25 protein-coding genes are annotated in these 22,234 nt (G+C 63.5%); 19 read left to right on the forward strand and 6 right to left on the reverse strand.

Annotated elements, in window-relative coordinates; translation table 11 throughout:
• Window positions 1-37: 37 nt before the first annotated feature.
• Together GGQ88_RS14335 and GGQ88_RS14340 are read left to right on the forward strand one after the other, a co-directional pair.
• Complete coding sequence (locus GGQ88_RS14335) at window positions 38-841, forward strand: TrmH family RNA methyltransferase (protein WP_183614130.1); 804 nt, start codon at window positions 38-40, stop codon at window positions 839-841.
• A gap of 54 nt (window positions 842-895) precedes the next feature.
• Window positions 896-1,297 carry an META domain-containing protein gene (locus tag GGQ88_RS14340; protein ID WP_183614131.1) on the forward strand — a complete coding sequence of 134 codons (402 nt, stop codon included), beginning with the start codon at window positions 896-898 and terminating at the stop codon, window positions 1,295-1,297.
• Here GGQ88_RS14340 and GGQ88_RS14345 read toward each other — a convergent pair.
• Complete coding sequence (locus GGQ88_RS14345; RefSeq protein ID WP_183614132.1) at window positions 1,294-2,052, reverse strand: hypothetical protein; 759 nt, start codon at window positions 2,050-2,052, stop codon at window positions 1,294-1,296. The two genes, GGQ88_RS14340 and GGQ88_RS14345, sit on opposite strands and share 4 nt — an antisense overlap.
• Complete coding sequence (locus tag GGQ88_RS14350) at window positions 2,049-3,545, reverse strand: DNA recombination protein RmuC (RefSeq protein ID WP_183614133.1); 1,497 nt, start codon at window positions 3,543-3,545, stop codon at window positions 2,049-2,051. The genes GGQ88_RS14345 and GGQ88_RS14350 overlap by 4 nt, the downstream gene beginning before the upstream one ends.
• Window positions 3,546-3,718: 173 nt before the next feature.
• Between GGQ88_RS14350 and GGQ88_RS14355 the strand changes: the two genes are divergently transcribed.
• Window positions 3,719-4,129, forward strand: coding sequence for a four-helix bundle copper-binding protein (locus GGQ88_RS14355; RefSeq protein WP_183614134.1), 411 nt, complete (start codon window positions 3,719-3,721; stop codon window positions 4,127-4,129).
• Between the two features lie 15 nt (window positions 4,130-4,144).
• Here GGQ88_RS14355 and def read toward each other — a convergent pair whose 3' ends face one another.
• From def to recR, 3 genes are all read right to left on the reverse strand, one after another.
• Window positions 4,145-4,711 carry a peptide deformylase gene (gene def / locus GGQ88_RS14360; RefSeq protein ID WP_183614135.1) on the reverse strand — a complete coding sequence of 189 codons (567 nt, stop codon included), beginning with the start codon at window positions 4,709-4,711 and terminating at the stop codon, window positions 4,145-4,147.
• A gap of 67 nt (window positions 4,712-4,778) precedes the next feature.
• Complete coding sequence (locus GGQ88_RS14365) at window positions 4,779-5,111, reverse strand: VOC family protein (protein WP_183614136.1); 333 nt, start codon at window positions 5,109-5,111, stop codon at window positions 4,779-4,781.
• A gap of 22 nt (window positions 5,112-5,133) precedes the next feature.
• Window positions 5,134-5,730: a recombination mediator RecR gene (recR, locus tag GGQ88_RS14370; protein WP_183614137.1), complete on the reverse strand. Its 597-nt coding sequence runs from the start codon at window positions 5,728-5,730 to the stop codon at window positions 5,134-5,136.
• A gap of 51 nt (window positions 5,731-5,781) precedes the next feature.
• Here recR and fmt point away from each other — a divergent pair, with 51 nt between their 5' ends.
• The 3 genes from fmt (at window position 5,782) to GGQ88_RS14385 (ending at window position 8,681) form a co-directional block, all read left to right on the forward strand.
• The gene (gene fmt / locus GGQ88_RS14375) at window positions 5,782-6,687 is read left to right on the forward strand and encodes a methionyl-tRNA formyltransferase (RefSeq protein WP_183614138.1); all 906 of its coding nucleotides are present in this window, start codon (window positions 5,782-5,784) and stop codon (window positions 6,685-6,687) included.
• Between the two features lie 123 nt (window positions 6,688-6,810).
• Complete coding sequence (gene truA / locus GGQ88_RS14380) at window positions 6,811-7,563, forward strand: tRNA pseudouridine(38-40) synthase TruA (protein ID WP_183614139.1); 753 nt, start codon at window positions 6,811-6,813, stop codon at window positions 7,561-7,563.
• Window positions 7,564-7,565: 2 nt separating this feature from the next.
• A complete protein-coding gene (locus tag GGQ88_RS14385; protein WP_183614140.1) occupies window positions 7,566-8,681 on the forward strand; it encodes a zinc-binding dehydrogenase in 1,116 nt (371 codons plus the stop codon).
• 61 nt (window positions 8,682-8,742) lie between these two features.
• On the opposite strand, the gene GGQ88_RS14390 is transcribed toward GGQ88_RS14385, so the two are convergent.
• Window positions 8,743-9,714 (reverse strand): AAA family ATPase, encoded by a 972-nt coding sequence (locus tag GGQ88_RS14390; protein ID WP_183614141.1) that lies wholly within the window; start codon window positions 9,712-9,714, stop codon window positions 8,743-8,745.
• 197 nt (window positions 9,715-9,911) lie between these two features.
• Here GGQ88_RS14390 and GGQ88_RS14395 point away from each other — a divergent pair, with 197 nt between their 5' ends.
• The 13 genes from GGQ88_RS14395 to GGQ88_RS14455 all read left to right on the forward strand — a co-directional run bounded on the left by GGQ88_RS14395 (window position 9,912) and on the right by GGQ88_RS14455 (window position 22,210).
• Window positions 9,912-10,577 carry a glutathione S-transferase family protein gene (locus GGQ88_RS14395; RefSeq protein ID WP_183614142.1) on the forward strand — a complete coding sequence of 222 codons (666 nt, stop codon included), beginning with the start codon at window positions 9,912-9,914 and terminating at the stop codon, window positions 10,575-10,577.
• A 10-nt stretch (window positions 10,578-10,587) separates the two neighbouring features.
• A complete protein-coding gene (locus GGQ88_RS14400) occupies window positions 10,588-11,028 on the forward strand; it encodes an SRPBCC family protein (protein WP_183614143.1) in 441 nt (146 codons plus the stop codon).
• A 53-nt stretch (window positions 11,029-11,081) separates the two neighbouring features.
• The gene (locus GGQ88_RS14405) at window positions 11,082-11,441 is read left to right on the forward strand and encodes a hypothetical protein (RefSeq protein WP_183614144.1); all 360 of its coding nucleotides are present in this window, start codon (window positions 11,082-11,084) and stop codon (window positions 11,439-11,441) included.
• 3 nt (window positions 11,442-11,444) lie between these two features.
• Window positions 11,445-11,654, forward strand: coding sequence for a hypothetical protein (locus GGQ88_RS14410; protein WP_183614145.1), 210 nt, complete (start codon window positions 11,445-11,447; stop codon window positions 11,652-11,654).
• Window positions 11,655-11,742: 88 nt separating this feature from the next.
• Window positions 11,743-12,600 carry a DUF8021 domain-containing protein gene (locus GGQ88_RS14415; RefSeq protein ID WP_183614146.1) on the forward strand — a complete coding sequence of 286 codons (858 nt, stop codon included), beginning with the start codon at window positions 11,743-11,745 and terminating at the stop codon, window positions 12,598-12,600.
• Entirely contained in the window at window positions 12,600-14,792 is a 2,193-nt protein-coding gene (locus tag GGQ88_RS14420) for a PQQ-dependent dehydrogenase, methanol/ethanol family (protein WP_183614147.1), read from the forward strand. Before GGQ88_RS14415 ends, GGQ88_RS14420 begins: the two co-directional genes overlap by 1 nt.
• A 65-nt stretch (window positions 14,793-14,857) precedes the next feature.
• Window positions 14,858-15,355, forward strand: coding sequence for a DUF3237 domain-containing protein (locus GGQ88_RS14425; RefSeq protein WP_183614148.1), 498 nt, complete (start codon window positions 14,858-14,860; stop codon window positions 15,353-15,355).
• 91 nt (window positions 15,356-15,446) lie between these two features.
• Window positions 15,447-17,033 (forward strand): FAD-binding protein, encoded by a 1,587-nt coding sequence (locus tag GGQ88_RS14430; RefSeq protein WP_183614149.1) that lies wholly within the window; start codon window positions 15,447-15,449, stop codon window positions 17,031-17,033.
• Window position 17,034: 1 nt separating this feature from the next.
• Window positions 17,035-17,424: a c-type cytochrome gene (locus GGQ88_RS14435; RefSeq protein ID WP_183614150.1), complete on the forward strand. Its 390-nt coding sequence runs from the start codon at window positions 17,035-17,037 to the stop codon at window positions 17,422-17,424.
• A 203-nt stretch (window positions 17,425-17,627) separates the two neighbouring features.
• Complete coding sequence (locus GGQ88_RS14440) at window positions 17,628-17,792, forward strand: hypothetical protein (RefSeq protein WP_183614151.1); 165 nt, start codon at window positions 17,628-17,630, stop codon at window positions 17,790-17,792.
• Between the two features lie 243 nt (window positions 17,793-18,035).
• On the forward strand, window positions 18,036-18,494 hold the full coding sequence (locus tag GGQ88_RS21325) for a glutathione S-transferase family protein (protein ID WP_246386036.1): 459 nt from the start codon (window positions 18,036-18,038) through the stop codon (window positions 18,492-18,494).
• Between the two features lie 3 nt (window positions 18,495-18,497).
• Window positions 18,498-20,063, forward strand: a complete 1,566-nt coding sequence (locus GGQ88_RS14450; protein ID WP_183614152.1) for a class I adenylate-forming enzyme family protein — start codon at window positions 18,498-18,500, stop codon at window positions 20,061-20,063.
• Window positions 20,064-20,101: 38 nt separating this feature from the next.
• Window positions 20,102-22,210, forward strand: coding sequence for a PQQ-dependent dehydrogenase, methanol/ethanol family (locus tag GGQ88_RS14455; protein ID WP_183614153.1), 2,109 nt, complete (start codon window positions 20,102-20,104; stop codon window positions 22,208-22,210).
• The last annotated feature ends 24 nt before the right edge of the window (window positions 22,211-22,234 follow it).

Consider the following 22,234-nt stretch of genomic DNA (forward strand, 5'->3'; position numbering starts at 1 on the left):
CCTTGCTGCCGCCGTCTTGCTGACGCATGGGGGCGGCATGACGCGCAAGATCATCACCGGCTATTCCAATCCGACGGTCAAGTTCGTCCGCTCCCTTCGCGAAAAGAAGCACCGGCGGATCGAGCGCAAGTTTCTCGCCGAGGGGCTGCGCCTGCTGACCGATGCGCGCGAGGGTGGGCGGTTGCCCGAGATCCTGTTGATGGCGCAAGGGCGCGAGGGCCATCCCTTGCTGGATGATCTGGAACGCGCTGTTGCGGTCGCGGGCGGCGAGGTCATTGAACTGCCGCTCGATATTCTTGCCAAGGTAACCGGCAAGGACAATCCGCAGGCAGTTGCGGGCGTGTTCGCCGAATGGGACACGCGCATCGACCTGATCGATCGTGACGCCGCGCCGATCTGGCTGGTTGCGCATGCGATGCGCGATCCGGGTAATCTGGGTACGATGCTGCGTACGGCCGATGCGGTGGGCGCGGGCGGACTGATCCTGATCGATGACTGCGTCGATCCCTTCTCAGTCGAGGCGGTGCGGGCGAGTATGGGCGGAATTTTTACCACTCGGCTGGCGCAAGTGCGCTGGGATGAATTTCTTGCCTGGCTGCGTGGTGGGCCGGGGCAGCTGGTCGCGGCGTCGCTACGCGAGGCGGTGCCTTATCGCCGTGCGCCTTATGCGGCCCCTTGTTTCGTGATGGTCGGCAACGAATCGCGCGGGCTTCCGGAAGATTACGAGATGGCTTGCGACTTGCGCGTGACGATGCCGATGCGGGGGCGCGCGGACAGCCTCAACGCCGCCGTTGCAGGCGCAGTTCTGGCCTACGAAGTGCTTGCAACGCTTGATGTATAATACCGCAACGGCTGGTTAATCGCACGGTCAGTACCAAAGGCGTATGAGACGGTCATGCGCATTTCCGTTGCCCTTGCCGCAATTTGCGCCGCTCTGCTGAGCGGTTGCGCGACCGCGCCTTCGACCAGTGCAGGGCTTGCTGGAACGCGGTGGACGATTGTCCGGATCGACGGCGGGGCTCCGGTTCAGCCTGCGAAAGCCAGCATGCGCTTCGACGATGACCGGCTTGGCGCGAGCGTTGGCTGCAATTCGATTGGTGGCGAGTATCGGGTCGATGCGGGGCGTCTTGTCGCAGGCCCGCTGATGGCGACGCGGATGTTCTGCGAAGGCGCGGTGTGGCAGCAGGAAGAGGCAGTCAACGCGCTGCTTTCGGCCGCACCGCAACTGCTGAGGACCGGCAATTCGATGCAACTCACCTCGGGCGGCCACGCGCTGGACCTCGAACTCGCGCACTAATCTCCAGCGATGAACGCGGTGATTTGCCAGCCATTGTCCTTCGGTTCTGCAATCACACGGTAGTCGAGCAGGCTGCGCAGCCGCGCTGTCGCGATCCAGCCTTTGCGGGCATCACGCAGGGTGACTTTGGTGGTTGGCTTGTCGGGGCGGAATTCCATCGGATCGATCCCGACCAGTTGCCAGCCGACCATAGCCAGAGGTTTCCCCTTCGGTCCGTCGAGCAGCTCAACGGCATCGCCCGTGACGAGCATCGCGCTGTAGCCGTCGATGTCGTCGGGGATGTTCCAGAACACCCACGGCATCGCCGCAAGGCCACCTTGGACAGCGCAGCCCAGCGGCATGATCGCATCGAGTTCGGCCCACAGCTTGCGCTCGGGTTCGGCCAAGCGCTTCTTCAGTTCCTCGACGCCGCTACCGCCGCCGTAGTCGAGCGTGATGTCGGGCGAGGCCAGCGCGGCAAGTCCGGTGGCGTCTCGCGCGCGGACTGCCGTGGTCAGCGCCTTGTAGAAGGCGGGCCAGCCCAGCGCGGTGGAGCAATCATTGCGCGGTGGGTATGTTTGGGCAGCTGCAACCGACGGTTCGGCGGCTGGTTGCGCAGATGGGCTTTCGCTGGGTTCCGGCGCGGGCGCGGCACTGGCGGCGACGGCGGGATGCGGGCGGGCAGACGGGGCAGGGACAGGCGCCGGATCGCGGTCGCATCCGGCCAGCGCGAGCCAGAGTGCCGCGATCAGCGCAGGTCCCGCACGTCCACTCATTCCGCCGCGACGTCTCCTTCATCGTTGGCGATGGCTGCCAGCACGGCCGCATCGGTATCGGCATGGCGCGGGGTTGCTTCGACCAGCGGCACTTCTTCTACCTCGCGCTTGCCGATCTCGATATGCTTTTCGCGCAAGCGGCGTCCGGCGGACAGCACGTTGCGTTCGAAGCTGCCGACGAACTTGTTGTAGTTGGTGACCGCGCTGTCGAGGCCTGAGCCCACGCGCTTGAGATGTTCGGCGGCAACGGCAAGGCGGTCGTACAGTTCGCCGCCCATGCGCCCGATCTCGCGCGCTTCGCGTGCAAGGCCATCCTGACGCCAGACTTGCGCGACGGTGCGCGCGATGGCGACGAGGTTGGTCGGACTGGCCAGCAGCACGCGGCGTTCGAAGGCATAGTCCCACAAGCTTGGGTCACGTTCCAGCGCCGCGGCTATGAAGTGCTCGCCCGGCACGAACATCAGCACGTAATCGGGCGCTTCCTCGAACTGGCTCTGGTACGATTTCGCGCCGAGAGTCTGGATGTGGTTGCGCATCGACTGGACGTGGGCGTTCAGCGCGATCTTGCGGGTGTCGTCGTCCTCGGCCTCGAACGCATCCTGATAGGCGTTGAGCGAGACCTTGGCGTCGATCACCAGCAGCTTGTTGCCTGGCACGCGCACGATCGCGTCGGGGCGCAGGCGGCCTTCGTCGGTCTCGACCGATTGCTCGGTGACGAAGTCGGTATGTTCGGCAAGCCCGCACTGTTCGAGCACGTTGCGCAACTGCAATTCGCCCCAGCGCCCGCGCGTCTTGGGACCGTTCCGCAGGGAATTGCCGAGTTGCGCGGCGGCAGCGCGTACCGCTTCCTGTCCATCACGCATGGACTGGATCAACCCGGTCAGGTTCCCGAACGCGTCGACGCGCTCCTTCTCCAGCTTGCCGACCTGTTCCTCGTAACTGCGCAGCCGCTGATCGACCGGCGAGAGCAGTGCCTTCAATCGTTCGCCGCTGGTCTTTTCGCTCTCATCGAAGCGGGCCTGCGCGCGGGCGAGGAACGTCTCCTGCGCTTTTTCGAGCACCTTGTTGCCCGCGTTCTCGAATTCCTTGCGCAAGACTTCCTGCGCCTCGATCAGCATGCGCTTCTGCTCGGCGAAGTTCTCGGCATCGGCCTTGAGGCGTTCGAGCGCGGTGCCTAGTGCCTCCCGATCGGCGCGGACCTGTGCCAGTTCTGCGCGCACCACGGCAGCATCGGCCGCCTGCTGGCGCGCGGTGGCGAGCGCCGGGGCGAGTTCATCGCGGTGGCGGCGGACTTCTGCCAGTTCTGCGGAAACCGCATCCATCGCGCGGACCCGCTCGCTCATCGCGGCCAGATCCACCGTCATCGCCTTGACCGTGCCCTCGTGCGCCTTGGCATCGGCATCGCGCGCATCATACCGCGCGCGCCATTCGGCAAGCGGGCGCGAGCCGAGGAACCAGCCGATTGCGACTCCCACGACGATGGCGAGAAGCATCAATACAAGCTGGGCAGATTCCACGCAAAACCTCCGGTCGGAACGAAAGAGGAACTTACTGCCTCGGCATTGCACACGCAAGGCTGCCGACGGGCTGTTCCACAACTGCGTCCGCGCCGGGAACGCATTGCCCGCGGCTTCGCTCTCACTGCATAGCCAGAGGAGCAGACGCCATGTCGATCGAGAAGATGATTTCCGAGCACCCGCAGGTGGGTGACGCTTACAACGAATCGCTTGGTCGTGCCGTCAAGCACGCAATGTACTGCTCTGCGATCTGCAATTCCTGCGCCGATGCGTGTCTGGCCGAGGCCATGGACATGGACCAGTGCGTTCGCACGTGCCTGGACTGCTCGGATGTGTGTGCCACGACCGCGCGCATCGCCACGCGCCGGACCGGATCGAACCGTGAACTGATCCGCGCGCAATTGGCGGTGTGCATCAAGGCTTGTGAAATCTGCGAGGCGGAATGCGGTGGCCACGACAACGCGCACTGCCGCCGCTGCGCGCAGATGTGCCGCGAATGCGCCGACGATTGTCGCGCCGCGCTCGTCGATTTGGACAGGGAAGTGCACGAGGCCGCGTAACGCGGCCTCACGCCATCAGGCCGCCTTGCGGAGCTTTTCCAGCTTCTTGATCGCCATGTTGCGCTTGAGGCGCGACAGGCGGTCGATGAACAGGATGCCTTCGAGGTGGTCCATCTCGTGCTGGAGGCAGGTGGACATCAGTCCGTCCATGTCCTGCTCGTGCACTTTGCCGTCGAGATCCTGCCAGCGCGCACGGATGCGCGAGGGGCGTTCGACTTCGGCGTAGATCTCGGGCACCGAAAGGCAGCCTTCCTGATAGAGCGTGTGCTCTTCGGAAGGATCGAGGATTTCAGGGTTGATGAAGACCTGCGGCTCGCGCTTTGTCGGCGTGTGGTGATGGTGGTGGCCGTCGTGGTCACAGGCGACCGGCTCGGCATCCGGATCCTCGGGCTGAAGATCGATCACCAGCACACGCAGCGGCACGCCGACCTGGATCGCGGCGAGGCCGATGCCGGGGGCATCGTACATTGTCTCGAACATGTCTGACACAAGCGTGCGCAGTTCGTCGTCGAACTTTTCGACGGGGACGGAGACCTGCTTCAGTCGCTGGTCGGGGATTTCAAGGATTTCGAGAATGGCCATGAGGGGCAGATAAGAGAGATGGGCGGGAGTCGCAAGGGACGCCGCACATTCGACTCCGCGGCTGCGATTACGGCTCCCAAAGCTCTATGGGATTACCTTCCGGGTCATGAATTCGCGCAAATCGCCCGTATTCACCATCCCATTCGGCCTTGCGGATAACCTCGATCCCGGCCTGTTCCAGCTTAGCGACGATGGCGTCGAGGCCTTCGACCCGCAGGTTGAGCATGGTCTGGCGGTCGGCCGGAAAATAGTCGCTGCCGACGGGGAAGGGCTGGAACACTGTTGGCCCCGCCTTCTGCTCCCACCACGCGCCGATGCCGAGATGATCCTCGTACCACTTGCCCAGCGCTTCCGGGTCATTCGATCGGAAGAAGAAACCGCCAATTCCCTGGATAGCCATGTCAGGATCTCCCGGCGCCGACTCAGCCGACCGGGCGCCGCGCCCTAAGTGCTTGAGCGAGCGTGCCCTCGTCAAGATAGTCCAACTCTCCACCCACCGGCAGGCCATGCGCCAGCTGCGTCACGCGCACCGTCATGCCCTCGAGCCGTTCGGCGATGTAGTGTGCGGTGGTCTGGCCTTCCAATGTGGCGTTCATCGCCAGCACCACTTCGTCTACGCCACCCTGGGCGACGCGGTCGAGCAACTTGCCGATGGTCAGATCCTCGGGTCGCACACCTTCGAGCGCCGACAGCCTGCCGCCGAGCACATGGTACTTGCCGGTAAACAGCCGCGCGCGATCGAGTGCCCAGAGATCCGCCACTTCCTCGACCACGCAGATCGAGCGCACATCGCGGCGCGGATCGGCGCAGATGCCGCAAGGGTTGGTGGTATCGACATTGCCGCAGGTGTCGCATTCGACCAGCAGCTCCTGCACTTGCATCAGCGCGTTGAGCAGTTGCTCGAGCGCGGTCTCGCGGCGCTTGATCAGCCACAGCACAGCGCGCCGGGCCGAGCGCGGCCCAAGCCCCGGGAGGCGGGCCAAGGCGCCCGATAATGCCTCGATCTCTTGCGATGCCATCGCAGCACAGATAGGGGCGGAAGCGGCAAACGGAAGGGCATTCTCCAGCTTATGCGCATCATCTTCATGGGCACGCCCGATTTCGCGGTGCCGACGCTGGAGGCGCTGGTGGCGGCAGGGCACGAAGTGGTCGCAGCCTATAGCCAGCCGCCGCGCCCGGCGGGGCGGGGCAAGAAGCTGCAACCATCGCCGGTCCATCTGGCGGCAGAGGCGCTGGGGATCGAGGTGCGCACGCCGGTTTCGCTACGAGGCGATGATGAGCAGGGGGCGTTTGCGGCGCTTGGCGCTGATATCGCGGTGGTTGCAGCTTATGGCCTGATCCTGCCACAAGCGGTGCTGAGTGCGCCGCGCCTGGGGTGCCTGAACGTCCACGGATCGTTGTTGCCGCGCTGGCGAGGGGCTGCTCCTGTGCAGCGCGCGATCCTTGCAGGTGATGAGACGACCGGGGTCACGATCATGCAGATGGAGCGCGGGCTCGATACAGGACCGATGCTGGCGACGGTGGAAACGCCGGTCGATGGCAAGACGGCGGGTGCGTTGACGGCGGAACTGGCGGCGAAGGGGGCCGCGCTGATGGTCACGGTGCTGGCGGATCTGCCTGCGAACCCTGCGGTGGTCCAGCCCGAGGTCGGCGTTACTTATGCGCACAAGATCGACAAGGCGGAGAGTCGGCTGGATTTTTCGCGGAGTGCTGACGACGTTGAGCGGCAGGTACGCGCATTCGCGCCGGTGCCGGGTGCGTTTTTCGAGCTGGAGGGGGAGCGCTATCGGGTGCTGGCAGTAGAGGTTGTGAGCGGTGCGGGCGCACCGGGGGTGACGCTGGACGATGGGCTGAAGATCGCGTGTGCTTCGGGTGCGGTTCGGCCGACCTTAATCCAGCGGGCGGGGCGTCCGGCGATGGATGCGGGCGCTTTGTTGCGGGGGCGTCCGATTACGGCGGGGACTTGCGTTGGCTGAGAGTCGCCAACACCACCCCCAACCCCCTCCTCTGAAGAGGAGGGGGCTTTTGTGTTGCGCGATCTTCCCCCACTCCTCTTCAGAGGAGGGGGCCGGGGGGTGGTGCCTTGGGACACGCAGCGCATGACTCGCTTTGCCCTCACCCTCGAATGGAACGGTGTTCCCTACGCTGGTTTCCAGCGGCAGAGCCACGCGCCTTCGGTGCAGCAGGCACTGGAGGAAGCGGCGTTCGGGGTGACCGGGGAGGACGTGCGGGTCCATGCGTCGGGCCGCACCGATACTGGCGTCCATGCGCTGGCGATGCGTGCGCACTTCGATCTTTCGCGCCCATTCGACCCGTTTCGCATGGCAGGCGCGCTCAACGCCCATCTGCTCAAGGCGGGACATGCGATCGCGGTGCTCGATTGCCGCGAGGTGGCTGATGACTGGCACGCGCGGTTTTCTTGCATCGGGCGGGCCTATGAATATCGCATCGTCAACCGTCGCGCGCCGCTGACGCTGGATGTGGGCAAGGCGTGGCGCATCTCCCGACCGATTGATGCACAAGCGATGCACGATGCGGCGCAAGTGCTTGTCGGTCATCATGATTTCACCACGTTCCGTTCGGTCCATTGCCAGTCCGCCAGCCCGGTCAAGACGCTCGACCGGCTCGACGTGCGGCGTGAGGGTGAGCGCGTGGTGATCGAGGCGGCGGCGCGCAGTTTCCTGCATCACCAGGTGCGCTCGATGGTCGGCTGCCTGGCTATGGTCGGGCAGGGGCAATGGTCGTGCGCCGATCTAGTCTCGGCGCTCGAGGCAAAAGACCGTTGCAAATTAGGACTGAACGCACCACCTGATGGGCTGTATTTTGTGAAAGCAGTTTATCCGGGAGAGTGAAAATGACCCAGCTTCGTGGCCAGCAGCTCGTATCGAAACTCGACGAAGATGGCACTCTCACGGTCGAACTTGCCGATCACGACGTTCCGGCTCCCACTGACACGCAAGTTGTGATCAGGGTCGAGGCGGCGCCGATCAATCCTTCGGATCTGGGGCTGCTATTCGGGCCAGCCGATATCGAGAACGCGACCTTCTCGCCCGGCAAGATCGTTGCAAAGATGCCCGAGGCGGCAGTGCGGGCGATGAAGTCGCGGCACGGCCTGGCGATGCCGGTCGGCAACGAAGGTGCGGGCACGGTCGTCGCGGCAGGCGATGCGCCTGCCGCGCAGGCCTTGCTGGGAAAGCGAGTGACCTGTTTTCCGGGCGGGATGTACGCAACGTATGCGGTGGCCGATGCGGCGATGTGCCTGGAACTGGGCGACGATGTTTCGGCTGAGCAAGGCGCATCGGCGTTCGTCAACCCGCTGACCGCGCTCAGCTTTACCGAAACCATGCGCTACCACGGGCACAAGGCGCTGGTCCACACGGCTGCTGCCTCGAACCTCGGGCAGATGCTGGTAAAGATCTGTCAGGCCGACGGTATTCCGCTGGTCAACGTGGTCCGCAGCGAAGCGCAAGTCGCGATCCTCAAAGACATCGGCGCGGAGCATGTGGTCGACAGTTCGAAGGACAGCTTCCTCGATGATCTAACGGCTGCAGTCGACGCGACCAAGGCAACGATGGCGTTCGATGCAATCGGCGGCGGCAAGCTGGTCAGCCAGATCATGACGGTGATGGAGCAGGTCGCCAATTCGGGCGCTGCCTATAGCCGTTACGGTTCGAACAGCCCCAAGCATGCGTTCATCTACGGCGCGCTCGACCTTTCGCCGACGGTGCTGACGCGCAACTTCGGCTTCAGCTGGGATGTGTCGGGCTGGCTGCTGACGCCGTGGATGGGCAAGCTCGGGCCGGAGATCGTCGGCAAGATGCGTGCGCGTGTGCTGGCCGAACTGACCACGACGTTTGCGAGCAACTACAAGGCACGCGTGACGCTCGAACAGGCGCTGAGTCGTGAGGCTGCGCTCGATTACAACGCGCGGCGGACGGGCGAGAAGTATCTGATCACGCCTGCCGGGTGAGTTCAAGACAAGGGCCCACCCCCGACCCCTCCCGCCTGCGGGAGGGGGGAATTGATCGGCCTCACCCCCGGTGCGCGACGCTTTCGGGGAGGTCCTTGTTGAACACGCGCTGGTAGTATTCGGCCACCAGTACGCGTTCGGTCTCGTCGCACTTGTTGAGGAACGAGAGGCGGAAGGCGAAGCCGACGTCGTTGAAGATCTGGCTGTTCTGCGCCCAGCTGATCACCGTGCGCGGGCTCATCACCGTCGAGATGTCGCCGCCCATGAAGCCCTGGCGCGAGAAGTTGGCGACTCGGACCATGTCCGTCACGATCTTGGAATCGAGGTCGGGCACCTTCTTGCTGACGATTTCGACTTCGGTCGCCTCGGCCAGATAGTTCAGTGCAACGACGAGGTTCCAGCGGTCCATCTGGCCCTGGTTGATCGCCTGCGTGCCGTGGTAGAGACCCGAGGTGTCGCCCAGGCCGACGGTATTGGCCGTCGCGAACAGGCGGAAGTAGGGGTTCGGGCGAATCACCCGGTTCTGATCGAGCAGGGTCAGCTTGCCCTCGGTTTCGAGAACGCGCTGGATCACGAACATCACGTCGGGGCGGCCAGCATCGTATTCGTCGAACACCAGCGCGGTCGGCGTCTGCAGAGCCCACGGCAGCAGGCCTTCGCGGAATTCGGTAACCTGCAGGCCATCGCGCAACACGATCGCGTCGCGCCCGACAAGATCGATGCGGCTGATGTGTGCATCGAGATTGATGCGGACACAGGGCCAGTTGAGCTTGGATGCGACCTGTTCGATGTGAGTCGATTTGCCCGTGCCGTGGTAGCCCTGAACCATGACGCGGCGGTTGAAGGCAAAGCCTGCAAGAATCGCCAGCGTAGTGTCGGGGTCATAGACGTACGTGGTGTCACGATCGGGCACGCGTTCGTCCGCGCGCGAGAACGCGGGGACCTTCATGTCGATATCGATGCCGAAGGCTTCGCGGACATCGATCTGCGTGTCGGGTGCGGCAAGGGCGGTCGCGTGGGATATATCGCTCATCGCTGCTTCGCCTATACGCGCGGGCGCTGCGCTGCAATAAGGTTTCAAAGCCGCACCGTAATTTGTGACAGGGTATTTGGGGCATGTTCCGGCGTTGGCTCGGCCCGTCGCGCAGATGGTGCCATTGGCGGAAACTTGTCGCGCATTCTGACTTTGCGGGATAGTTTCGATCGGCAACACGCCTGGGGAGACTGGCGATGGACGAGCGGACCTGTCTCGAACTCTACGGCCATCCGTTTTCGTCCTACACTTGGAAGGCCGAAATTGCGCTCTGCGCCAATCATACGCCCTATGTCCTGCGGGTGGTCGATGGCCAGCACCCCGAACATGGCCTGTGCGTCGCGACCGCATCGCCGATGGGCAAGTTTCCACTGCTGGTGGAAGGCAGGCGCAAGGTCTTCGAGGCGACGGCGATCATCGAGTACATTGCCGCGTGCCATCCCGGCGCCGCGCCGCTGATCCCGCAAGACCCGGTCGATGCGGTACAGGCCCGGATGATCGACCGGGTGTTCGACAACTACGTGATGGCACCGATGCAGGCGATCGTGAGCGCACACATCGCGTCGCCGCAGTCCCCGGATGGCGAGCGCATCGAGGCGGCCTGCCGCGACTTGCGCCGTACCTATCGCTGGCTGGAGGACTGGGTGTCAGCCTATGCGCGTCCGCAGACGATCTCGCTGGTCGAATGTGCCGCCGCGCCATCGCTGTTTTATGCAGACTGGGTCTGCCCGCTGGGAGAAGACTTTCCGCGCCTTGCCGCCTGGCGCGCGCAGTTGCTCCGCCACCCTGCGGTCGCGCGCAGCGTCGAGGCCGCGCGTCCGTTCCGACCGTTTTTCCCGCCCGGTGCACCCGACCGCGATTGAAAGGAAGCCGATGCACGAATTGTCGATCACCCGCTATATCGATGCGCCCGCCGACAAGGTGTGGGACGTCATGGCCAACCGCCAGGAAGAGTGGTGGTGCCCCAAACCGTGGAGCATCACGCTCATCGAGCAGGACCGCCGACCGGGTGGCCGCAGCGCGATGATCATGCATGGGCCGAACGGTGAGGAAATGCCGCAGGATGGCGTGTTCCTGGCGTGGGACGAGGGTCGCCGGTTTGCAGCGACTGACGCGTTCGATGTCGATCTCGTGCCGTCGGGCCCGTTCATGATCGGCATCTGGGAGGTGGTGCCCGAAGGCCCCGGCACGCGCTATACCGCCACCGCCCGCCACTGGACCGAAGAGGCCAGGAACCAGCACGCCGAGATGGGCTTCGAGACGGGCTGGGGCCTTTGTGCGGACCAGCTTCAGGAGATTTGCGAACGCGGATGATGTTTTTGCCCGCAGTGCTGCTATCGTGAGGCTCTTCTGAAGGGGGAACACTCATGAGCCTGTTCGATTCGATCCTTGGCCAAGTCGCCAGCAACGTCGACGTGAAGAACCTGGCGGCAAAGGTCGGGATCGATCCCGATCAGGCCGAAAGCGCGATTGCCGCGCTCGCCGCCGGACACCAGGCCAAGGGTGACACGATCGAGACCGCCGCAGCGAACACGGGCCTCGATGCTGCCAAACTGCAGGAAATCGTCGGCCATATCGGTGGCGAGGGCGCGCTGGGCAACTTCGCCGCGATGCTCGGCCAGCACCCCGATGCGTTGCAGAGGGTCGCCGGCTTCCTCGACAAGGACGGTGACGGCAATCCGATCAACGATCTGGCCGGCATGGCCAAGGGTCTGTTCGGTCGCTGACCGATGCTGGACGCCGCGCTGTCATTGCTGATGCTCGCGACCATCGCGCTGCTGGGCGGCGCGGTGTTCCTGTTCCGGCGTGGAGAACGCAAGCGCCCGGTGCTGATGGTCACGCTGGCTGGCGTGATGATCGTCAACCTGATCATCTGGACGCTGCCGGACAAGAGCGGCGGAACGCTTGCGGGCGGGGTCGAGGCTGGGCCCGTCCAATAACAGCCCGAAGACCTTTATTTATAACAATTGGTAGGATACACCATGCGTCGCAAGGGCAGTGATAGCCTCGGATGCATTGGGAGAATCCATGAATCGCCTCGCGCTCTATGCCGTGCTGGACCGGTTCCTCGCCGCCTTGAATGCGCGCGACCCGCATACGCTGAATTGGGCACCGGGCGCGCGACACAGCGAGAACAACGTCATGCTCGACGTGGGCGATGGCGTATGGGGCACGATCGACCGGCTGGGCGACTACCAGTTGCGCTTTGCCGATGAGCGAAGGGCGCAAGTCGGCTATTTCGGCACGGTGATCGAGGCGATCGAGGAGTCGGCGTTTTCGCTGCGGTTGGGTGTGAACGCAGCGGGCCAGATCAGCGAATGCGAGATGCTGATCGTGCGTCAGTCCGACAGCGGCATCAAGTTCGAGAACTGCCGCTATTGGGATAAGCCCATCCTCCACAAGACGCCCGAAGCCCCGGTCAGCCGTGATGAGATGATCCGCCTTTCCGATGGCTATTTCGATACGCTCCAGCGCAACGACGGAACCATCCACACCAGGTTCCACCCCGATTGCAACCGGGTAGAGAACGGCGTCCAGACCACGCGCAATCCCGACTTCGCCAAGATTGTGCCAGTCTCGGCGCTGGGCTGCGAAGAACAGTTCCGCATGGGGAACTACCGCTACGACGACGACCTGCGCGCGCGGCGTTTTCCGCTGGTGGATGAGGAGCGCGGGCTCGTCCTCGCATTCGGGTTCATCGACCATTCGGGCCGCTTGCGCGAATATCAGCTGACCGACGGTCGCACCGTCAAGAGCCCGGTGCTGCGCCCGCACAGCTTTTACATCTCCGAACTGTTCAAGATCGACCACGGCATGATCGAGCAGATCGAGGCGAACTTCATCACCGTGCCTTACCGGATGCCGAGTCCGTGGGATTCGTTGTGATGCGTAACCTCCTCAGCGGGTGGGGTGCGTTGGGGCTGGCAGCGATGGCGCTTGCCGCGGGCAGCCTTGCCGCTGCGCCGCTCCAGCAAGGTGCGGGTGCCCAGTGGGTAAGTCCGGGTGGTGACGCGGGGAAGACCCATCACTCGCTGCTGACCGGGATTGATGCCGCCAACGTTGGCCAACTAGGTTTCGCGTGGGGCATGGATCTGGGCACGACGCGCGGGCAGGAGGCGACCCCGGTGATGGTCGATGGCGTGCTGTACACCTCCGGCACGGCGGGGCGGGCCTATGCCTTCGATGCTGTGACCGGCGCGGAACTGTGGCGGTTCGAGCCTGACGTGGACATGCAGGTCAACCGCACGGTGTGCTGCGACATGGTCAATCGCGGGGTGGCGGTGGCGCGCGGCAAGGTGTTCGTCGCGACGCTCGATGGCTGGCTTTACGCGCTTGACGCGAAGACCGGCGCGGTCGTGTGGAAGGGCGACTTCATCGAAGACCGCAAGCGCGGCGACAATTCGACCGGTGCGCCCGAAGTGGCGGGCGATGTCGTGGTCATCGGTATGTCTGGCGCGGAATACGATGTGCGCGGTTATGTCACCGCGCTGGACCTTGAGACCGGAACGTTGCGCTGGCGTTGGCATGTGGTGCCGTCCGATCCCAGGCTTGGGCCGCAGGAATCGCCAGAGCTCGAGGCGGCGTTGAAGACGTGGGACGTCAATAGCCGCTGGGATATCGGCGGCGGCGGGTCGCCGTGGGACGCGATCAACTACGATCCCGAAACCGGCTATGTGCTGGTCGGGACGGGCAACGGCGGGCCTTATGCCACGTCGAAGCGGTCGCCCGCAGGCGGGGACAACCTGTACCTTGCCAGCATCGTCGCGCTCGACCCGAAGACGGGGCGGATGAAGTGGCACTATCAGGAAACGCCCGGCGACAACTGGGATTTCACCGCCACACAGCCGATGATCCTGACGCGGATGATGGTGGATGGCGAGGACCGCCCGGTCGTGCTCCACGCGCCCAAGAACGGCTACCTCTATGTCCTCGATCGGCGTGACGGAAAGCTGCTGCGCGCCAATCCGATCGTGCGGACGAACTGGGCCAAGGGTATCGATGCCAATGGGGGACCAATCCTTGACCCTCAAGCTGCTGATTACACGACCGGCCCGAAGATCGTGTTCCCGGCGACGACAGGCGCGCGCAACTGGCATCCCGCCAGCTATGATCCGGCAACCGGGCTGTACATCGGGGCAGTGCTGGACATGGGCAACCTGATCTTCATGACCGACGGGGCCAAGCCACACAAGGCGCGCGGCTTGAACAACGATGCCGCGCTGATCTTCACGCCCGATGTTAAGGAAGCGCTGGCGACCTTCCCGCCCGCGTTCGGCGACGCTGTGCGCAAGACGCCTGCTTATGCCGAGGCGCTCAAGAACCCGGCCAGCGCGCAAGTCCGCGCGATCGATCCGCTGACTGGCAGGACGGTGTGGGCCGCAGATACCGCAGGCTGGCAGGATCGCGGTGGGGTGCTGACCACTGCCAGCGGCCTGACGATCTACGGCGGCGTGACCGGCAAGCTGTTCGTGCGCGAGACCAAGACCGGCAAGCTGCTCAAAGAGATCGACACCGGCACCGCAATCATGGCCGCGCCGATGACGTACGCGATCAAGGGTGTGCAATATATCGCGGTCATGGCCGGGTGGGGCGGGGGCGGCTATCCGTTCGTGCCGCGCTATTCGGCGGCCTACATGCGCGGCAACATGAGCCGGCTGCTGGTGTTCAAGATCGGTGGGGGGGCAGTGCCCATGCCTGATTTGTTGCCGCCGCTGGAAGTTGCGCCCGAAGCGCCGGTCCAGGCGGGCGGCGTGACCGCGCAGACGATTGCGCGCGGGCAAGGGCTGTTCTTCGGCAATTGCGCGATCTGTCATGCCAACCAGCCGCGCTCGATCACGCCGGATTTGCGGCGGATGCAGCCAGCCACGCATGATGCCTTCCGCCAGATCGTGCGCGAAGGTCTGTTGGTGCCCAATGGCATGCCACGCTGGGACGACATTCTTTCGGTCGAAGACGCTGATGCGATCCACGCTTACCTTATCGATCTGCAAGGCAAGACGCGGACGGATGAACTGGCCAAGGTCAATGCGGGCAAGCCGCTCGACGGGCCGAGCTTGACGATCTTGAGCAATTATTGATCACCAGTGCCACACCCTAAACCCCCGTTCGTGCCGGGTTTGAGCAACTACCGAAGGACCCCGAAATGGACTTCTCCACGCTCGACAATCCTCGCCTCGAATTTGCGTTCGCCTGTCGGTTGCGATTTACCCGCGTGCAGATGGTGCCCGACCTGCCTTCGGGCGGGATGCGCAGTGCGGTCTATGTTGATAGCGGCGAATTCGAAGGACCGCGCCTCAAGGGCAAGGCCGTCCCCAATTCGGGTGGCGATTATGCCTTCTTCCGGCCGGACGATACCGCCGTGTTCGACGCGCGCTATGTCCTTGAAGTCGATGACGGCACGTTGATCTATATGCAGAACAAGGGTTTCCTGTGGGGGCGCGAGCCGGGCACGATGGACCGGCTGCGCGCCTGGGCCTTTGCCGGCGGGGAACCCGTCCCTCACGCAGAATACTACTTGCGCGCGCAGCCCACGTTCGAGACCAGCACCGGCAAGCACGACTGGCTGACCCGCCACGTGTTCATCGGCATCGGCGAACGCAAGCCCGACGGCAACTACGTGAAATACTATGCACTGACGTAGGTTTGATGGGTGGGGTTGATCGCTTGACCCGATAGCCATGCCGGGCCATAACGGTAACAATTGTTATAAAATTAGTGGGAGTACCGGACCGGTGAAGCTGCATCTGCCTCCGCGCGTCAGCCCCAAGCAGTTCCAGTCTGCGATGACCGCATTTGCCGGGATCGTGGGCCGGGCGTGGGTCATGGACACCGACGCCGACCGCGATGCCTATGCCGACACCTATGCGCCCGGATCGACTGAGGAATGGCCCGCCGCTGCCGCCGTCGCGCCTGCAAGTGTCGAGGAAGTCAGGGCAATCGTGCGTTTGGCGAACGAGCACAAGGTGCCGTTGTGGCCGGTCGCGCGGGGCAAGAACTTGGGCTATGGCACTGCCGCGCCACGCATGGAAGGCACCGTGGTCATGGACCTCGGGCGCATGAACAAGGTGCTCGAACTCGACCATACGCTGGCTTATTGCGTTGTCGAACCAGGCGTCGGGTTCTTCGATCTCTACGACCAGATCCAGCGCGAAGAAGCGCCTTTGTGGCTTTCGGTTCCGGGCAATGCCTGGGGTTCGGTCCTGGGCAATGCGCTGGAGCATGGCATCGGCTACACGTCCTACGGCCTGCATGCGCGCAACCTTTGCGGGATCGAGGCGGTGCTTCCTGATGGTGATCTGCTGCGCACCGGCATGGGGGCGATGACGGACAATCCGGCGTGGCACCTGTTCCCGATGAGCTATGGTCCGACCTGGGATCTGGCGTTCTCGCAATCGAATCTGGGGATCGTCACCAAGGCGGGGGTCTGGCTGCAGCCTGCGCCCGAGACTTCGCTTGAAATCGTTTGGGATATTCCTGAAGTCGATGACATTTCGTGGGTGATCGACACGATCGCGCCGCTCAAGATTTCCGGGCTGATCGACCAGAACGTGTTCATCCCGTCGTGGCTGGGCAAGATGGTGTTGAAGGGGCAGCGCAAGGACTTTTGGGACAAGCCGTCGGCGATCCCGGAGTGGCGCGTGGCCGAACTGCTCAAGCAGTACAAGCTCGGCTACTGGCAGGTCTCCCTGCGGCTTTATGGTGAAGAAACAGTGGTCAAGGCGCGCGCCGAAGTGGTCAAGGGGGCGATGAAGCGGCATCTTGCTGCAGCTCCGGCCGAGCATTGGTGGCGGCAGGGCGACCCGGTGGGCCAGTACGAAACGACCATGGGCGTGCCGTCGGCGGTGCCGCTGCAGATGTCGGACTGGATCGGCGGGCGCGGGGCGCACATGGGCTTTTCGCCGGTGGTGCCCGCAACCGGAAAGCATGTGCTCGACCAGATGCATCGTAGCCGCAAGATCATCGATGCGTTCGACGTGGACTTCTATGCCAGCTTCACGATTGGTGGGCGATTTGCCAACAACGTCAACATGTTGATGTATGACCGCGACAACGCCGCCGAGGTCTTCAAGATGCGTAAGCTGTTCGATGCGCTGATCGTCGACACCGCGAAGGCGGGCTATGCCGAGTACCGCACGCACCTTGGCTGGATGGACCCGGTCATGGAAACGTTCGATTTCAACGATCATGCGCTGCGGCGGTTCGACGAGAAGGTGAAGTCGGCGCTCGATCCAAATGGGATCATTGCGCCGGGCAAGCAGGGCGTATGGCCTTCGAATTACGCGGATAAACGCGGGTCAGCCTATAGGGGAGGGAGTTGAGATGAGGGCGTTTATGCTCGCCGCCGGGCTGATGACCGTGGCCGCCGTCGCGTACGCTGCTCCGCCGCCGATGCCGCCGTACATGCTGCGTCCGGTTGCGCCTGCGGGCGATCGGCTGGCCCCGGGCCGTGATGGGAAGGTGCTGTTCGAGGTGCATTGCGGGTACTGCCATCTGGGCGGCGGGATGGGCACCAACCTGTTGACGAAGCAGCAGATGTTGGCGGGGAATGCGCCCGAAAAGGGGCTGCTTTCGAACCGCGAAGACCTGACGACAGACTACGTCAAGGCGGTCGTACGCATGGGCAAGGGCGCTATGCCGCAGCAGACCAAGGTCGATCTGACCGACGTCGAACTTGATTCAGTGGCCAAATATCTCGGGAAGGCTGGCTGATGCGGGTCTCCCGGCGTTCGATGCTCAAGGGCGGTGCACTGGCCGGGTCGGCGCTCGCGGTGCCCGTCTTTGCGGTTGAAATTCAACAACTTCCGCTCGTGGTGTTTGACAGCGGGATCGCGGAGTCGGTCGCCTTTGCAGCCACGCAAAACGGGTCGGGGTCGATCGATTTGAGACATAGGGGGGTTAGGGGGGAGGTAACCGTGGGTAACCCCCGTTATGTCACCGGGTTGACGCGGTGGAGCGACTGGACCGTGCTGCGAGGGTTGCTGGAGGAACGCGGTCTCAGGACGACCGAGGAGACGCGCGTTCCGGGACGGCTTTCGGGGCGCGATCATCTTTTTCGTTGGAGCATGATCGCGCGTTAAAAATCAGGTTGCGTTTCCTGAATAGGGTTGGTGCGATTGTTCGCCCTGCCCTTTTTACCACGCCCTTGCGTTTCTCTTGGTGAAACCGCCTGACTCCATGCCTGCGCCGGCGCGCGCGTAGCGGCTAGCGAGGCTGTGACAATTTGTCTGGCATGCGGGGTTGACCCGCGCTCCCGCTGATTTAGTATGCAACACTAACAAATTCCGGCGTGATCGGAATCGGGAGAGAGGCGAGCTAAGCGAATGGACGAGGTGACGCTCTATCACTGGGAGCCGAACGCCAACTCGGGCAAGCCGATGCTTGCGCTCATGGAAAAGGGCGTGTCCTTTTCCAGCCGCTACATCGACATGCTGCAGTTCGATCAGCACAAGCCCGACTACGAACCGGCCGTCGCGATCGACCGGGTTCCGCTGTCGCAGCCCGATCTGGCGGGCAAGGACAAGAGGTCGAACATCATGCGCTGGCTGGGGTGGGTCTGTGGGCGCGCGGCGGTGAAGAAGACCTGGGCGATGGGCAACCGACCTTGCCAGCCGTTATGGCCCCTGCTGCGTCCCGATGAATCTGCGCGCTTTGGCAGGACTACCGCGTGGCTCGACTGCGTGGCTGCCCGGCCCTCGGTCTGGGCGGCGCTTGCCCGTGCCACCGTTCCGGAACCGCTCCGCGCATTCGCGCCGGGGCCTGAAATCAATCGTTGGGGATAAGCAATGCGTGCCATCGACTATTTTGACCGCGGCCATGACCGCAATCCGCAGCGCCTCGCCATTGTCGACACCGAAAGCGGCCTGAAGCTGACCTTCGCGCAGACCAAGGCGCTGTCCGAGCGGATCGCGGCGGCGATGCAGAAGGGCGGGTTCGAGAACCAGGATCTGCTCGGGCTGTACGGTCCAAATGATGGGATGTTGCTGGTCGCGCTGCTGGCGATGTGGCGGGCCAACGGCAAGTGGGTGCCGGTCAACACGCGCAACGCGATCGACGCCAACGCCGCCTATATCAACTACGTGCGGCTGAAGTGGATGATTTACCATTCGTCGAAGGCCGACGAGGCGGCGCTGTTGAAGGCGCTGTGTCCGACGCTGCAGCACTTCGTGTGCCTCGACAAGCGGATGGGCGAGGACCCGAGCCTCGAGGAATTCATGGCGGGCGTCACTGAGGCCGACTTCGTCGAGCCCGAGGTCGATGCGTTCGGCAACCTGATGGACATGGTCGGCATTTTCCCGACCGGCGGCACCACCGGGCCATCGAAGGGGGCAAACGTCACCAACCTTGGCTGGGGCACGATGATCGAGACAGCAGCCGACGGCATGGGCGGGCGCGCCGACGATCCGGTGGCGCTGGTTTCCGCACCGATCACCCATGCGGCTGGGCCGATCGCGCTTTCGACGCTGAGCCTTGGCGCGACGCAAGTGATCCTGCCGGGCTTCGATGCCGAGGCGGTGTTGAAGACGATCGAGGAACACAAGGTCACGCACATGTACCTGCCGCCGACGGCGATGTACCAGCTGCTGGCATCGCCCGAGATCGGCAACCACAATTATTCTTCGCTGCGCATCTTCATTCTGGTGGGATCGCCGTGCAGTCCCGAGAAGCTGCGGCAAGCGGTCGAGATCTTCGGCCCGGCAATGTGTCAGGCCTATGGGCAGGTCGAAGCACCAATGATCGTCGCGTGGTTTCCGCCCGAGGACGTGGCGCGATACGCGACCAGCGCGCCTGAAAAGCTGGCGGCCTGTGGCAAGCCGACCCGGTCGATCAAGGTGGCGCTGCTGGACGATGACGGGCGTCAGGTGCCGCTTGGCGAGGCAGGCGAAATCTGCGTGCGCGGCGCGCTGGTCACGCATTCGTATTTCGAGAAGCCCGAAGAGACTGCCGAAATCCGCAAGTTCGGGTGGCACCATACGGGCGACGTCGGAAAGCTGGATGAGGACGGTTACCTGTACATCGTCGACCGCAAGAAGGACATGGTCGTATCGGGCGGGTTCAACGTGTTCACTGCCGAAGTCGAGGCTGCCGTAACGGAATTGGCGCAAGTCCGCGAAGCATGCGTGTTTGGTATTCCGCACGAAAAGTGGGGTGAACAGGTCCATGCCGTGGTCGTGGCTGACGGAATTTCCGATGCTGAAATCATAGCCTACACCAAGCAGCGACTGGGCGGGGTCAAGGCACCCAAGTCAGTGGAATTTGTAGACTCGATTCCGCGCACTGCAGCGGGCAAAATGGACAAGAAGGCGCTGCGCACCAAATACTGGGGCGATGCACAAAGAATGGTGAACTGATCCGGCAAAATAGCCGGACTGGGTGGAGAGGGTTGAAAATGCGTTTAGATCGCAAGTTGCACATGATGCTCGCCGGAACGCTGGCGTTGGCGCTCCCGCTGGCTGCCTGCACTATGGCAGCCTCGGCCGACCCTGGCATCGGCGCGCAGCAACTCATGGCGGGCGATGGAGCCAACTGGCTGTCCTATGGCCGGACGTATGACGAACAGCGCCACAGCCCGCTCAATCAGATCACGGCAGAAAACGTTGGTCAGCTCGGCCTTGCGTGGTCTGCCGATATGGACACGGCGCGCGGTCAGGAAGCCACGCCACTGGTGATCGACGGCAAGATCTACCTCACCACCGCATGGTCCAAGGCCAAGGCCTATGACGCGTTGACGGGCAAAGTGCTGTGGGAGTTCGATCCCAAGGTGCCGGGCGAAACGGCGGTCAAAGCGTGCTGCGACGTGGTCAACCGCGGCATGGCGGCATGGGGTGACAAGCTCTATTTCGGCACGCTTGATGGCCGCCTGATCGCGCTGGATCGCAACACCGGCAAGCAGGTGTGGTCCACCGTCACGGTCGATCAGTCCAAGCCCTATACCATCACCGGCGCACCGCGTGCGATGGGCGGGCTGATCGTGATCGGCAATGGCGGCGCGGAAATGGGCGTGCGTGGCTATGTCACCGCCTATGATGCGGAAACGGGCAAGCAGGTCTGGCGGTTCTACACCGTGCCCGATATGCCGGGCAAGAACGACGAGGAATACCTCAAGAAAGCCGAAGCCACCTGGAAGGGTGAATGGTGGAAGCTGGGCGGCGGCGGCACCGTGTGGGATGCCATGGCCTATGATCCGGAACTGGACCTGCTCTACATCGGCGTCGGCAACGGCAGTCCTTGGAATCAGGCCTATCGGTCGCCCGGAGGGGGCGACAACCTGTACCTTTCGTCGATCGTGGCGATCAAGGCGAAGACCGGCGAATATGTCTGGCACTATCAGGAAACGCCGGGCGAAACGTGGGACTTCACTGCCACGCAGCACATCATGCTCGCCGATTTGCAGATCGATGGGAAGCCGCGCAAGGTGCTGATGCAGGCCCCCAAGAACGGCTTCTTCTACGTGCTTGACCGCACCAACGGGAAGTTCATTTCGGGCAATGCCTATGCTCCGGTGAACTGGGCCAAGGGGCTTGATCCCGTGACTGGCCGTCCGATCGAAAACCCCGAAGCACGCTATGACGTTACCGGAAAGCCGTTTGTCAGCACGCCGGGTGCTGCAGGCGCGCATTCGTGGCATCCGATGGCTTATGACCCGACCGAAGGCCTGGTCTATATCCCTGCTCAATTCGCGGCCTATCCTTACTTCCCTGAAATGAACTGGAAGCCGCAGGCCGTGGGTTTCAACACCGGGATCGACAGTGCCGCCGGTGCGATGCCTGCGATCAGGGAAGCGCGCGAGGCGGCCAAAGCTGCCACAACCGGCGCGGTGGTGGCGTGGGATCCGGTCGCGAAGAAGGAGCGCTGGCGCATTCCGTTTGCCGGTCCGTGGAATGGCGGCCTGCTGTCGACTGCTGGTGGCTTGCTGTTTCAGGGTAACGCCACTGGCACATTCGCGGCCTATTCTTCAAAGGATGGCAGGCAGCTCTGGTCCTTCCCGGCGCAGACCGGCGTGGTGGCCGCGCCGATCACCTTCAAGGTCGGCAACGATCAGTACGTTGCCGTGCTGGCGGGCTGGGGCGGCGTCTGGCCGCTGGCTACTGGTGTTCTTGCAGACAAGTCTGGGCCTGTGCGCAACATCAGCCGCCTGCTGGTGTTCAAGCTTGGCGGCAAGGGCAAGTTGCCCGCTGCACCGCCGTTCGAAGAACGTCCGCTCAATCCGCCCGCGATTGTCGGCACGGCTGCCACGATTGCGCAGGGCAATCACCTCTACGGCAAGTACTGCACAGTCTGCCATGGCGATGCGGCGATCGGCGGTTTGCTGCCCGATCTGCGGCACAGTGCGATGAACACTGATCCCGCCGCGTGGCAGACGGTAGTGCATGACGGCGCGCTGGCAGACAACGGCATGATTGGCTGGGGCAAGTACATGACCAAGGAGCAGATCGAATCGATTCGCCACTATGTCATCAAACGCGCCAACGAAGATAAGGCGCTGGAATCACGCTGACGATTGCTATATGATAGAACAATA

The sequence above is a fragment of the Novosphingobium hassiacum genome, assembly GCF_014196055.1.
Lineage (GTDB): Bacteria > Pseudomonadota > Alphaproteobacteria > Sphingomonadales > Sphingomonadaceae > Novosphingobium > Novosphingobium hassiacum.